This window comes from Amycolatopsis sp. cmx-11-12 (assembly GCF_046269425.1).
Taxonomy (GTDB): domain Bacteria; phylum Actinomycetota; class Actinomycetes; order Mycobacteriales; family Pseudonocardiaceae; genus Amycolatopsis.
The window spans coordinates 88,748-101,758 of sequence record NZ_JADNQM010000006.1 but is presented as its reverse complement, the minus strand read 5'-3'; the positions used below and the strand labels follow the sequence as shown (position 1 = coordinate 101,758).

General features: G+C 67.1%; 14 protein-coding genes and 1 pseudogene. 5 read left to right on the top strand and 10 right to left on the bottom strand.

Annotated elements, in window-relative coordinates:
* Positions 1-16 precede the first annotated feature (16 nt).
* Positions 17-916 (top strand): annotated as a pseudogene (locus tag ACLARN_RS10335) (FAD-binding oxidoreductase); the annotation flags it as partial.
* A 130-nt stretch (positions 917-1,046) separates the two neighbouring features.
* On the opposite strand, the gene ACLARN_RS10330 reads toward ACLARN_RS10335, so the two are convergent.
* The 5 genes from ACLARN_RS10330 to ACLARN_RS10310 form a co-directional block, all read right to left on the bottom strand.
* Positions 1,047-1,532, bottom strand: a complete 486-nt coding sequence (locus ACLARN_RS10330; protein ID WP_409491281.1) for an NUDIX hydrolase — start codon at positions 1,530-1,532, stop codon at positions 1,047-1,049.
* A 257-nt stretch (positions 1,533-1,789) separates the two neighbouring features.
* Positions 1,790-3,028: a hypothetical protein gene (locus tag ACLARN_RS10325; RefSeq protein ID WP_409491104.1), complete on the bottom strand. Its 1,239-nt coding sequence runs from the start codon at positions 3,026-3,028 to the stop codon at positions 1,790-1,792.
* A gap of 415 nt (positions 3,029-3,443) precedes the next feature.
* Complete coding sequence (locus tag ACLARN_RS10320) at positions 3,444-3,842, bottom strand: hypothetical protein (protein ID WP_409491103.1); 399 nt, start codon at positions 3,840-3,842, stop codon at positions 3,444-3,446.
* A 158-nt stretch (positions 3,843-4,000) separates the two neighbouring features.
* Positions 4,001-4,363, bottom strand: a complete 363-nt coding sequence (locus ACLARN_RS10315) for a hypothetical protein (RefSeq protein WP_409491102.1) — start codon at positions 4,361-4,363, stop codon at positions 4,001-4,003.
* Complete coding sequence (locus ACLARN_RS10310) at positions 4,356-4,679, bottom strand: hypothetical protein (protein ID WP_409491101.1); 324 nt, start codon at positions 4,677-4,679, stop codon at positions 4,356-4,358. Before ACLARN_RS10310 ends, ACLARN_RS10315 begins: the two co-directional genes overlap by 8 nt.
* Here ACLARN_RS10310 and ACLARN_RS10305 point away from each other — a divergent pair.
* Positions 4,678-5,559: a cyclase family protein gene (locus ACLARN_RS10305; protein WP_409491100.1), complete on the top strand. Its 882-nt coding sequence runs from the start codon at positions 4,678-4,680 to the stop codon at positions 5,557-5,559. The genes ACLARN_RS10310 and ACLARN_RS10305 overlap by 2 nt on opposite strands.
* A 105-nt stretch (positions 5,560-5,664) precedes the next feature.
* The gene (locus ACLARN_RS10300) at positions 5,665-6,258 is read left to right on the top strand and encodes a hypothetical protein (protein WP_409491099.1); all 594 of its coding nucleotides are present in this window, start codon (positions 5,665-5,667) and stop codon (positions 6,256-6,258) included.
* A 129-nt stretch (positions 6,259-6,387) separates the two neighbouring features.
* Here the strand turns inward: ACLARN_RS10300 and ACLARN_RS10295 are convergent, their stop codons facing one another.
* Positions 6,388-7,107 carry a hypothetical protein gene (locus tag ACLARN_RS10295; RefSeq protein WP_409491098.1) on the bottom strand — a complete coding sequence of 240 codons (720 nt, stop codon included), beginning with the start codon at positions 7,105-7,107 and terminating at the stop codon, positions 6,388-6,390.
* A gap of 932 nt (positions 7,108-8,039) precedes the next feature.
* On the opposite strand from ACLARN_RS10295, the gene ACLARN_RS10290 reads away from it, so the two are divergent.
* Positions 8,040-9,455, top strand: a complete 1,416-nt coding sequence (locus ACLARN_RS10290; protein ID WP_409491097.1) for an alpha/beta fold hydrolase — start codon at positions 8,040-8,042, stop codon at positions 9,453-9,455.
* Positions 9,456-9,528: 73 nt separating this feature from the next.
* On the opposite strand, the gene ACLARN_RS10285 is transcribed toward ACLARN_RS10290, so the two are convergent.
* Positions 9,529-9,954 (bottom strand): ester cyclase, encoded by a 426-nt coding sequence (locus ACLARN_RS10285; protein WP_409491096.1) that lies wholly within the window; start codon positions 9,952-9,954, stop codon positions 9,529-9,531.
* Between the two features lie 76 nt (positions 9,955-10,030).
* On the opposite strand from ACLARN_RS10285, the gene ACLARN_RS10280 reads away from it, so the two are divergent.
* Positions 10,031-10,579 (top strand): TetR/AcrR family transcriptional regulator, encoded by a 549-nt coding sequence (locus ACLARN_RS10280; RefSeq protein ID WP_409491095.1) that lies wholly within the window; start codon positions 10,031-10,033, stop codon positions 10,577-10,579.
* Between the two features lie 88 nt (positions 10,580-10,667).
* On the opposite strand, the gene ACLARN_RS10275 is transcribed toward ACLARN_RS10280, so the two are convergent.
* Genes ACLARN_RS10275 through ACLARN_RS10265 form a run of 3 tightly spaced genes read right to left on the bottom strand, consistent with a single transcriptional unit; the run spans position 10,668 to position 13,009 of the window.
* Entirely contained in the window at positions 10,668-11,183 is a 516-nt protein-coding gene (locus ACLARN_RS10275) for an SRPBCC family protein (protein ID WP_409491094.1), read from the bottom strand.
* A gap of 43 nt (positions 11,184-11,226) precedes the next feature.
* Positions 11,227-12,150 carry a VOC family protein gene (locus tag ACLARN_RS10270; RefSeq protein ID WP_409491093.1) on the bottom strand — a complete coding sequence of 308 codons (924 nt, stop codon included), beginning with the start codon at positions 12,148-12,150 and terminating at the stop codon, positions 11,227-11,229.
* Between the two features lies 1 nt (position 12,151).
* A complete protein-coding gene (locus tag ACLARN_RS10265; protein WP_409491092.1) occupies positions 12,152-13,009 on the bottom strand; it encodes a fumarylacetoacetate hydrolase family protein in 858 nt (285 codons plus the stop codon).
* Positions 13,010-13,011: the final 2 nt, after the last annotated feature.

Here is a 13,011-nt window from a genome sequence, read left to right as displayed (position 1 = left end):
CGAGCACCGGGCCCAGCAGCTCGTCCGGGTAGGCCGCCGCACCGCCAAAGGCGTCGCCGGCTACGACCTCGCCGGGCTCATGGTCGGCTCCGAAGGCACGCTCGGCGTCATCACCGAGGTCACCGTCCGGCTGCGCCCGGCCCGCCAACCCGAACACACCGTCGTGGGCTACTTCTCCTCGATCGTCGACGCCGGGTACGCGGTCGCCGCCGTCGCCGAAGCCGGGCTGGAGCCCTCCGCGCTGGAACTGATCGACCGGCACTGCCTGGCCGCCGTCGACGAGTGGAAGCACATGGGCCTGTCGACCGAGGCCGACGCGGTGTTGCTGGGCCGCACCGACAGCGCTGGTCCGGCGGGCGAACGAGAAGCCGACGCGATGCTGGCCTGTTTCGAGAAGGCGGGTGCGACGTTCGCGGTGCGCTCGACCGACCAGCAGGAGTCCGACGCGCTGTTCGACGCGCGGCGCCTGGCCTACCCCGCGCTCGAACGGCTGGGGCCGGTGCTGACCGAAGACGTCTGCGTACCCAAGGGCGCCGTCCCCGACATGCTCGCCCGGATCGAGGAAATCGCCCTCCGGCACGACACGCTGATCGCCAACATCGCGCACGCCGGCGACGGCAACCTCCACCCGCTGCTGATCACCCAACCCGGCGACGACGCCGCGAAGAAGCGGGCGCAGGCGGCGTTCGACGACATCATCGCGGCGGCGCTGGAGTTGGGCGGCACGGTGACCGGCGAGCACGGAGTCGGTCTGCTCAAACGGGAAGGGTTGGCCGCCGAGGCCGGGCCTGCCGTGCTGGCGCTCAGCCGGGCGGTCAAGGACGCGCTGGACCCGCACGGGATCTTCAACCCCGGCAAGGTAGTGGCCACCGAGCGGGAAGGGGCATCCGTCCGCGGCCGGGATGCAGGTCAGTAAAGCCGGGACACCGCGTGGGCGGGGCACACGAATGATCACTGGTCAAGATCGTTGCGCGTGTCGAGATCTCAGCGCCGACTGACCGTCCCCACGACCAGCAACGTCCGAACTGCCCGCAACCCGACGAGACTCAGCCGGCAGCCGATCGGACCACGCGCCTGGCGATCTCCGCGTCCAGCGGGCCCATATCCGCGCTCACCGGTTCCGATGGCGGCCACCAGCGGAAGTCCAGCGCTTCATCGTTCACGGTCAGCCGAGGCACGTCCCGGAGCTGAACCCGATATACAGCCAGGAGTTCCCGACGTTCCGGATTCGTGAGATCGAACTCGGCCACGGCGGCGAACGACAGGTCCGCTCCGTGGATACCGGTCTCCTCACCCAGCTCCCGCACCGCGGCCTCGCGCGGGCTCTCTCCCGTCTCTCGCATCCCTCCCGGAAGCTCCCACTGCCTCCGCCAGCTATCGAAAATCATCAGGACGGCGTCCGCGTGGGTGGCGACAACCAACGACGCGGGCACGGCCACCTGCTCGACCAGACGCCCCAACTCCTCTTCCGCCACGAAACGAAAGTCGACGAGGGTGTTGCCGGCACGATCACGGATCGGAAGTTCAGCCACGACGCCATTCAAACCGCAATACCGACAGAATGCACACGAGACCTGATCGTTCCGGAGGCCTAGCCCACGATCCAATGTCTCCGGCGACCGCGGCCGGGTGCTCCTCTGACCATTCACCGTGACGCGTCGGTGGTGCTTTGCGCTCGTTGCAGCGGTGTACCCAGGGGATCACCCGCGGCGCCACGAGTAATCCCCGGATACGTGTCAGCCTGATCGAGTGGGCGGGAACGGATGAGCGGGGCCCGGGTGACGCCGGTTCAGCCCGCTAGTCGGTTGAACTCCTCGACGACCCGAGGAACGGCCATGCGCACACTCGTGTTGTGGTCGACGTCGCCGAGTTCGATCAACTGTTGCTCGGCGCCCTTGGCGACCAGTTGCTGCTGACAATGCCGAGCGTTGTCCGGCAACACATCCCGGTCACCCGAAGCCTGGTAGAGGTGTACCGGAACGTCCGGGCGCCAATCGCAAGTGGTGTCCAACGGGCGCAAATGCCGCTGCCAAACCTCGGTCGGTTTGCGCACCGAGTCGAGGAATTCGTCGGTGAACAGTTCCTTGGCCGACTTCGGCAGCGACGTCACGATCTCCTTCTGCTGGTGATCGCCGTCGAAAAGGGCTTCCACGCGCGCCGCGTAAGGCTCGCGGAACGCTTGCTGCGGTGAGTCGTAGATACCGAACATGCGATCCCATGCGGTGGCAAGATAGCCGAGATAGAGGTGTGAGTTCGAGAGCTTGTCATCCGCCGCGTCCGCGACGAACTTGGTCAAATTGAACGGCCCGTCGATCGGCGCGAGCGCGCCGAGCGTGAAAGAGGAATCGGCGCGATCCTGGAGGGCGCGGCCCACCATCATCGTGGCAGGCCCGCCCTGCGAGAAACCGCTGACCAGGACGCGTTCGTCGAACGTTCGGCCCTGCCTTCCGGCGAACTCTCGTGCCGATCGCAGCGCGTCGACCGGTGCCGAAGCGGTGACCTCCGGGTGACCGTAGGGGTGACTGCCGGGCCCCTCCCCGAGTCCGAGATAGTCCGGCGCGGAAACGGCCCGCCCGGTCGAGGCGAACAGCAACGCGACCGCCCGGTCGGTCGACGTGTCCTTCATCGACGCGACATCGCCCCGGAAGCCGGTCGTGCCATGTAGCCAGGACACCACGCTCAGGTCGTTCTTGTCGGTCTTCGGCAGCGCGACCAACTGGCTCGCCGTCGTCGGCTCGCCTTTGGTCCCCACCGTCCGATACACCACCCTCGACGCGGTCACACCGTGCCGGACCTGTGCCGGGTCGAACTTGGCCGCCCGCAGCACCGCCGACACCTCGGCCGGTTGCAGGTCGACAAGCGGCATCACCGAGACAATGGCGCCCCGCCCGTCCGGTGACGGCGGGGCGCCCGCGTCAGGCGTTTCGTCCGCGCCGCAAGCAACCGTGGCGGCCGCGACGGTGACTGCCGCGAGCGCGACCGCCGAAAGAGATCTGGCGGACCGCCAGGAAAATCGTTTGATTGGCATGATCAACACCATGTCAAGCGGTCGGACTTCACGGTATGGAGTGGCCAGGTGTCCTCGTCCTGGGGTTGGCCTCACCTCGCGGTAAGGGGGGTTAGCCCTACCTCGCGGTAAAGCGCATCAGGTCGCTCGTGCCTGCCCGAAGCAACCGGCCGGTCCCCTGTAACTCGTCCACTTCGAAATAGAGGAGAAACACCGCCGCGGTGCCAGCAGAACTCCGATGAACGAAGGGACCGTGACCGCGTAGCGGGCTGCTGTGGACTATTCGCGACCGTCGATGTCCTGCCGGCGTTGCGGGGCCGATGGGTTGGCTGTTCGGGTTGTCACCGCGCGGTTTTGGGTCGCTCGCCTTGCCGTTCTGTGGAGCGGCCCGGCGGCCACCTGGTACGGCCGCCGGGCTCGGAACTTGATGTACCGGCTAGGTGCAGTTGACTACTTCACCGATGCTGGCGGGGGTGAAGACGCAGGTGTCGTTGCCGAGGCCGGCGTTGACAAAGCCCTCTTCGTCGTTGCTGGGCGCCTGGTTGCCGGAGTCGCTGTTGAGTCCGCCGGTCAGGGTGATCTTGTCGTTGCCGAGGCCGCCGTAGACTTTTCCGGCCAGCTCCTCGTCGGCGGCGTCCATGCCGTTGGCCACACCTGTCGCGGTGCCGTTACAGGTGGAGAGCCGGGGCTCCCCGCCGACGAGGGTGATGGTGTCGTCGCCTGGCCCGCCTCGGACGGTGCCGGAATTGGCGGCGTCGCCGCATTTGGTGGCTCCGCTTTGTCCGCCTTGCAGGTAGATGGTGCCGATCTGCCGGGCCAGGGTCAGTCCGTCCACGCCGGGGAGGTCTATGTCGAGGACGGCTCTGAGGTCGACAAAGTCCTCGCTCTCAGTTTAGTGGGCTCGAAAGTTGTAGTAGAACCACGCTGGTGGGTGTTGCCCGGCGTACCGGGCGACGGCGTCGAACTTCCGGCCGCCGCCCACGGCGGCGCAATCTACGACGATTGGGCCTGTTGGTCTCCTTTTGGGGTGTTCGACAGCCAGCACAAACCTAGGCCGGCGGACCAGTCGACTGCCTGGCAGTCGCGGACGACCCGCTCCACGGTGTCCTCGATGGATGACGTCCACGGCTCGAACCCGGTGTCGCCGATGTCTCCTACGACCATGAGGTCTTCGCGGAGCAGATAGTCGAGCACGGAGGTGAAGAATCCCGCGAAGCGGTCGCTGTCTCTGGGGACGATCTGGAAGGTGTTCCAGATCAGTGAATCGACCGGGACCCAATCGTCGAGTCCTTCCTCGATCGTCGGGGTCACGGCCAGTTCGATCTCGCGCAATTCCTGCGCTCGCGGCTCATCCATCGATATGCACCTTCAATCGCTTGTCGTCCGCCGTGGCGATGTCGATTGTTTCGCCGCTCGTCTTGGACGTCTGGCGCCATTGGATCGTCGCGCCGTCTTGCAGCTTGAACACGTCGGGAATCTTGTCTCCCCGCGGCGGAAGCTTCTGTGCGCCTGTGGTCCAGTGGTCGAACAGTGTCCGCAGTTCGGCGACGTTCGATACAGTTTTGACGCCGCTGTTCTTGACACGCGGACCCGCCCTGCCCCGCAGGGTGGCGCGAGGCGACGGTAGGCGGCCGTCGTCCCGGTGGATCGTGATGAGAGGGGCCAGCCACATGGCCGATCCGACTGACCTTGACCTGCCCGACAACTGGGACCGGTGGGGATCCGACGACGAACTCGGCACACTCAACCTCATCACCGACGACGTGCGCGCGAAAGCGGCTGCGGAGGTGCGGACCGGTCGATGGGCGTCGCTGGCACAGCCGATCACGCCCAACCCGATGATCAGCAGCCCGTTCGCGCCCACGACGGTGGATGTCTCTCCCGTGCAGCAGATGATGTCCCACACCGGGGCGGGCGTGGCGGCCGATCTGGTGTTGCTCACGAACCATCACGCGAAGTCGACGCACATCGACGCACTGGCGCACTGGTCGACCGGCAACGAGGTCTACCCCGGTCGTCCGAGGGACCAGGTCGTGACGGCCGCGGGCGTCACCTTCGGCTCGACGACGGCCTTCGCCGCCGGAATCGTGACGCGGGGGGTTCTGCTCGACCTGGCGGCCGAGGAACCGCTGCCGTCCGGGCACGCGGTGACCTCGCGCGACCTCGAAGACGCCGAGCAGCGGCAAGGCGTCGAGGTGCGGCCGGGCGACGCGCTGGCGGTGCGGTTCGGCTGGCCCGCCGACCCGCTTCTTCCCGGCAGGCCGACACCGGGGATCAGCCTCGACGCGGTGCGCTGGATGCACCGTCGCGGGGTCGCCCTCTACACCGGCGACCGGGGCGACGCCTACCCGGCACTCGACCCTGATGGACCGTCCCCGCTGCACGGCGTCGCGCTGGGCCGCATGGCGATGCCGCTGATCGACGGGTCGCAGCTCGACGACCTCGCGGCGCTGTGCACAGAGCTGAAGCGCTACAGCTTCCTGCTCACCGTCGGCCCGCCGCGCATCCACGGCTTGACCGGTGTCGCGGTCAACCCCATCGCCGTGTTCTGATCGCGCAACCGCGTCGATCACTGCTGAAAGTCACGGACCGATCGACGCATTTCGCGCCCCAGTGGTCCGTCGTCAGACAGTTTGTCAACACACTCTCCTGCCGCGATGAGAAAGTCCGGCAGGCGAAATGGCGCGTACCTGCGAGTGTGGGTTCTGGCGTCGTACGCGTTCGGGTGGACGACCGGGTCGGACCCGTATGTCGCTCGCTTGTCGGTCGGGATCGGCGCGGGCAACCCCGGCGGCGGTACCTTCCATGCCGTCATCTTCGACCACGAGGACGGGCATGCGTTCTCGCTGACCGACGACCCGTTCGAGCGGGTGCCGCAGGGCGGCCCGGACCTGACCGCGGACGAGGCGCGTGCCCATGAGGATCTGCCGTTCATCTGGTGGGTCGCCGACCAGATCATGCAGCGCGATCGACGGGCGTGGTGGATGAAGCACTGGCTTCTGCGCACCACCTGTATCCAGACCCTTGAGGTCTTCGAGCGCAGCGAGCCGATCCTCCTTGTCCAGCACGACGCCGATGACGGCATGTGGCAGCTGCTCGGTCCTTCCGACGCGAACGGCCACACCGGCAAGATCGGACACCTGCACCACGCCATCGACGAAGACCAAACCCTGATCGACGCCCTCGACCTGCCACCAGGCGGCAACGCGACACGAACAGGCACCGGACGTGCTTGGAACCGTCACTTCTAGACCTGCAACGCACTCTCTTGCCGCGAAGCGCACGTTGGGCGGTTCCCTGCCTCGTGTCCCTTGTGGACGGTCATCGGGATGTGCGTGAGCGTTTTGAGTCGTTCTCTTGAAGGGAAAGGCGGAGCCCGGTCACCCGAGGCGCGCGCTGTCCGCGATCCTGGTGAGGTCCTCTTCGGCAGGCGAGTCCGGCATCTGCAGGTCACCCCACACCACGACCAGCAGCGTCCCCTGCGCGGTGGGCAAGGCGACCACCCGGTAGGTGGTCGACGGCGGGTCGCACTCGTCCCTGCCGTGCGGGGTGACCGTGCCCTGCACCTGCGCCCCGCCGTCCGGGCGGCGTCCGACAGGGCCGGAAGACACCTGACCGCCGCTGCGGAAAGCCCGCGTTCCCCGATACATCAACGCGTCCGCCGCGGCCGCCATCGGATCGGTGGTACGCGCCCGGTCGAGGTACAGCTGGCCGAGGATGGCCTTCGGATTCGCTGCGCAGTAGCCCGGTTTGTACCGCGCGCCTCGGGTTCGAACGTCCGGGATGTAGGTTCCATCGACCGGCTGCCAGGTGGGTGGCACCTCGACGAACACGCCCAGCCCGAGCTCCAGCGTCTTCCAGCCGGGCGCCGGCGGGGTTCGGGAGGTACTGCTCTCGCTGATGGGCCAGGATGAGGCAGCGCTGTCGTCCTTGCTGTTCAGGAACACCAGCAGCCCGGCCACCAGACCGGCGATCACCACCAGCACGCCGACGGTGATCCCGGCGATCATCCCCGTGCGACGCCGTTTCGGCGAAGGCGCCGGGTAACCGGGCTGGGACGGGAAATCCGGAAACCACTGCTGCTGCCCCTGTCGCTCCACGAGCGCAGGCTAGCCCTCCGGCACGCGGTTCCGGCGCTGCTGTCCGCATCCTGCCAACGTCCTGTCATGCCGATGTGCGAATGCTTGTGGGGTCTGGGGATGGGCGAGTTGCTCGTTCTCGCCGTGTCACCTCGTACGGCCCCGTGCGACCGGAACAGATCCGTGGTGAACAGGTCATCGTCGCCGAACGCGGGGAGAGATTGCTTGGGTACTACCAGCTTGGCGGTACGCCGCCGGCTGTGGGACCATGCCACCAGTGCGGCCGGGAAACGCGGCTTCGGCAACATCAAATGTTTCTTGAACATGGAATTATTACGAGAATGAACCCGGGTGGCATGATGTGATTTGACGGAGCCGCGAAGGAATTATTGGATCGCCTGCAAGGAAGACTGAACTCAATAGGCGCCAAAATCTCCTCCCTTGGAGAGTCTTCGCGCGCAGAGCTTGGTATTCAAGCGTTGGAAAATCGGAAAGAGTAGTCGCGGGTCCGCGCGTCTGCGGTCGCCGAATACCACCGGATCCCTTGGTGTACCGTGAAACCCTTAACGCTCTCCCGCGCAGCAAGGATTCGTACGCCACCGGCGTGGAGCATGTGCACGATACCGGCTCGGCCGACCTCGTCGGCTGCCTCGATCAATACCGCAACGTTGGACACTATGTCTCTTTCGAGCTGCTACTGCTCAAGTGTGCAGCGGTTCTACATGCCTGCCCTGCTACCTCGGTCTTCTGACGCTTTACGGTGGCCATCTGCTGCATCTATTTCTGCATAGGCCGCTCAGATGAGCGAGAGGTGTATGCGCAACGACTCGAATACTGAGCGTTCGCCGTTCGATAAAGGTCCACCCTGGGGTCCTGATGATTGGCCGATCGCCGTCCTGGGGTGGCCGATCGGCTGATTGGCCCGGTCCCGGCGGGCTGCCACCATGAGCCGCATGTCGATCAAGAAACTCGCCGGACCGGTACTTGTCGGCCTGCTGCTCGTACCGCTGGTGCCGGGAACAGCGACGGCTGTGGACGGCTTGTCTTGGCAGCCGTGCCGGACCATCGCGGACGGCTGGCCCGCGGAGGACCAGCGCACCGAATGCGCCATGATCACGGTGCCTGTCGACTACGCGAAACCGGACGGGCGCACGTTCGAGCTGGCGGTGAGCCGGATCAGTGCCACCGGCAGCCGGGACGGGATCATCCTGGTCAACCCGGGCGGCCCCGGCGCGTACGGCATGAGCATGCCGCGGGAACTGCTGGCCTCGAAGGCCGCGGGACTCGGCGTGCACCACGACATCGTCGGTTTCGCCCCGCGCGGAGTCGGCTACAGCGCCGGGCTGTCCTGCCCGCAGGACAGCACGCCGCCGGATCCTTCCCTGTCCGACAAGGAAAAAGCCCGCTTCAAGTCCGAACGCGACGCCCGGCACTACCAGGACTGCGTGGCACGGGACCCGGAGTTCACGGCGAATCTGACCACCGCGAACGTCGCCCGCGACATGGACCGGATCCGGCAGGCGCTTGGCGAGGAAAAGATCGGCTACTACGGGATTTCCTGGGGCACCGCGCTGGGCGCCCAATACCGCACGCTGTTCGACGACCACGTCGCCGCGATGCTGCTCGACTCGGTCGTGACATCCACTTTCGACCTCACCGCGGTCGACCACGACCAGATGACGGCGCTGGAGAACTCGTTCCATGACTTCGCCGGCTGGCTGGCAGGCAACGACCGCGTCTACCACTTCGGCGCCACGAAGGAGGCGGTCACCAACGCGCTGCTGGACCTACGGACGAAGGCCCCCGACCGGAACACGGTCGACAGCCTGCTCCTCGGCGCCCGCCGCAAATGGCCGGCCTCGGCCCAGGAGTTGGTGAAGCTCCGCTCCGGCGGCAAGGTGCCCAGTGCGGCCGCGCCCACCCGCACCGGCTTCGGCTGGGACGATCCGAACCCGGCCTTCAACCCGGACCAGCAGAACGCGTTGATCTGCAACGAATCAAGCGGTCCCCGCGACTTCGAAGCGCACTGGCGCAACCACCTCGCGCTGTCCGCCGAACTCCCGGTCGCCGGCAGCCACGGCTCCTACGACGGCTACTGCGTCGGCTGGCCGTTGCCCGCCACCACGTGGCACTTCAAGCCGGGTAAGAGCCCACTGCAGCTTGTGGGTCACGCCTACGAATCGGTCACGCCACTACCGTGGGCCCGCGACCTGCGCGCCCACATCGGCGGCTCGCTCCTCACCGTCGAGGACGACATGCACGGCTCACTGTCAATCCTGCCGTGCGCCTCGAAAGCGGTCGAGTTCTTCGACACCGGCAAGACCTCCAACGCCACCTGCCCAGGTGCTCCGATTCCCCCGGCGGCCTAAGACTTAATCAGCCATGGCCGGCCGACATCGGCGCGCCGCATCGGGCCGTCGAGGGCTCCGCCCGCTCCCGTGCTCAGGACGCAGGGGTGAAGGTGAGCCCGAGTTGGAGGGCGAGACCGAAGTGGTCCTCCAGGTGCCTGCTCCACACGATCCGGCCGTGCTCCAGCCGGTGGACATCGATGGCCTGGAATTCGACGTTCCTCCCGGTCCTGGCCACGCCCAGCAGTTCGCCGGTGTGGACCCCGCGGCACGTGCTGCTCACGGCGACCCGGTCACCGTCCACGACGACGTCCTCGATGATGAGCTCGAGGTCGCTGAGCGCCGCGCGCAGGTAGGTGACGGTGGCCTTCCAGCCCTCGGGGCCGTCGGTGCTCAGCGCGGGCACGGCCTCCCAGTCGGGCGCGAGCACGGTGTCGACGAGCGTCAGGTCGCCGGTGCTCAGTGTGGCGTAGAACTGCCTGACCACGGTGGCGGCTTCGGACGTGGTGGTGTCGGACATGCTGGTGAACTCCTTGAGTGGTCTATAGTCGAGACGATTAGTAAACCCTACCGTTTACTTATGAGGTTGCAGGCGGATGACACACGCAGACGGAGCGCCCGCCCGCGGGAAGCAGCGCCGCGGCGAGGAACTACGCCGCCACATCCTGGTCACGGCCAAGGAAGTCCTCCTTGAGACCGGGTACGAGCAGACCTCGATGGACACGGTCGAGGCCCGCGCCGGTACCTCTAAGCGGTCCCTGTACGCGCATTTCGAGAACAAGGACGCGCTGTTCTGTGGCCGGTTCCTACACCTGATGACCTGGGAGCCCCAGGTGCGAACCTGCCGCCTGAACATCGCCGAGGCCGAGCGGCTGCCCGGCAGCTCCACGGCGTATTTCGACGCCATGTTCGCCACGACCTACGCCCGGCTGGCCGGCTACCTGACCGAGCACTTCGACACCGATCGCGCGGACCCGCTCGCGCAGGACCTGCTCAGCCGCACCGTGCTTCCCCGGCTGATCCGCACCCTGCTCACTGCCGATGCTGTCCTCAAGAGTCCCGAGTCCCCCAGCGAGCACACCCTGGCCGACGACGTCGACCTGGCCGCCATCCGCGAGGTGGTCTCGGCCGCGCTCCCGTCCTGAGCCGCGCCTGCAGTCAGTCGTGCTCCCTGCGGGGCCGACCGACGATCGAGCGAACGCCTCGATTCCGCACGGTCAACCCCTGCCGACGTCATCCGGCCGTGCCCTCGAGGTGTGCCTTGATCAGTTCCAGGCCGGGTTGGATGTGGGCCGGGTCCTCGACCGGGTGCGGGCCGGGCGGCTCGGTGTCCGGGACCAGTCGTTCGAACAGGCGGCAGAACAGGGTCGTTCCGTCTCCGAGGTCGAACGTGGTGAAGGTGGCGATCGCGTGCATCGCCGGGGCCAGGGAGCCGTCGTCGAGCACGTCCCGGCCGACCACCGTCCACAGCTTTCCGGGGACCCGAGCCACCACGGTGTAGAGCTTCGGCTTCTCGTTCAGTTCCGGCAGGATGGTCTCGAGCAGTACGTCGCCCATCTCGGCGGGGACGCCTTCGGTGCCGCGTCGCACCTCGGTGCCGAGGGCCGTCGGCAGCCATTTCGGCAGGTTCGACCAGGTGGTCACCCAGTCGTACACGGCCTGTGCCGGGCGGTCGATGACGATGCGGTTTTCGACGAACCGGATGTTCAGATTGTCCGGGATTTGGGGGGCATACAATTCCACTGGCACGACTTTCTCCTTTTCTGATCGGGTGAGAGGTCTTCCGGCGCGGTCACCGGGAGGGTGCGTGTTGTCCGGTCATGAGTGCGGCGAGGTCGTCCGGTTCCAGGAACGACGGTGGCGGTGGCGGGCCCCAGCTGAAGAGGCCTTGGGCGCCCTCGAAGACTTCCGGGGTCCAGATCTCGTCCTCGGGGATGCAGTCCATGTCGGCGTAGTACTCGCTGAAGTTCCCCGCCGGATCCTTGAGGTACCAGAAGAAGTTGGATCCCGCGTGGTGCCTGCCGAGGCCCCAGACATGTCGCTCGGGGTTGCCTGCCAGCATCGCCGCCGCACCTCGTCCGACGTCGTCGATATCGTCGACCTGCCAGGACGTATGATGCAGGAAGTTCACCGGTGCCGCGAGCGCCAGCACGTTGTGGTGATCGACCGAGCAGCGCATGAAGGCGCCCTTGTTCCCGATGTAGTCGCTGACTTTGAAACCGAGTCCCTCGGTGAAGAACCCCATGGTGGCTTCGAGATCGGTCGTGCCCACCACGCAGTGGCCGAGTTTCTTGGGCCGGATCGGGTCCTCACGCAGCACTCCGGGCGCGCGGCCGAACCGCTCGATGCGACCGGGCCCGTTGTAGGGGGTTGCCGGGACGGGCCGCTGCACGATCCTCGGCGCGATTTCGACGCGGACGGTGAACCCGGAGACCGGCTCGATCGCGGTGACCGCGGTGCCGTCCGTGCCGCCCGCCACGCCGAGGTGATCCAGCCGCGACGCGACCCGCGCGATGTCGTCGACATCGTCGACCCCCACCCCGAGTTCGAGCACCCGTCGGGATACGGCGTACCGGACCTGCAGCTGCTCGCCGCCTTCGCGAGTGCTGAAGGCCCCGTCGCCGAGGTGGGTGAGCCCGAACTCGGAGTAGTAGGCGATGGTTTCCGCGACGTTCGGGACACCCATGGTGACCCGGGTGAGGCGGTGCATGCCCATGTCAGTCCTCCTGTGCGGTAACGAATGTCTGGCGCATCTCACCGATGCCTTCGATCCAGCTGACGAGGTGTTCGCCTGCCCGCAGGAACCGCTTCGGCGTGCGGCCCATGCCCACGCCCGCAGGGGTCCCGGTGAAGACGAGATCGCCCGGATAGAGGGTGATGGTCCGCGACAGCGCGGATACCAGCCGGGCGACCGGGTAGATCAGTTCGCGGGTGCGGCCGTCCTGCACGGTCTCGCCGTCGATCGCGCAGCCGAGCGCCAGGTCGTCCCGGTTCGCCAGATCGTCCGGCGTGACCAGCCACGGCCCGACCGGCGCGAAGTTCGGGAAGGATTTGCCCAGGCTGAACTGCGGGGCGGGGCCGGCCAGTTGCGTGACGCGCTCGGAGAGGTCCTGTCCGATCGTCACCCCGGCGACGTGGTCCCACGCGTCGGATTCCGCGACGCGGGTGGCGGTCCGGCCGATGACGGCGACGAGTTCCACCTCCCAGTCCACGTCGCCGCCGGCCGGTAGCACGACCTCCGCGTCGGGGCCGGTCAGCGCGGAGACGAACTTGGTGAACGTCGGGGGAAGTCCTTCCGGCGCCTCGAAACCGGACTCGGCGGCGTGGGCGTCGTAGTTCAGGCCGATCGCGACGATCTGCCGCGGGGCCGGTGAGGGAGAGCCCAGCTGCGCGCGGGTGAAGACGACGCCGGGTTCGGCGGGCGGCTGTTGCGCCCAGGCCCGGAACGCGTCCCAGTTCTCGTAAACGGACACGAGACCGGGGCCGAACTTGCCGCCCGACGCGGTTTCGACGTCGATTCCGGTGTCGTCGGCGGTCAGCAGGACCGCGCGTCCGTCCACATTGGCCAGTTTCATGA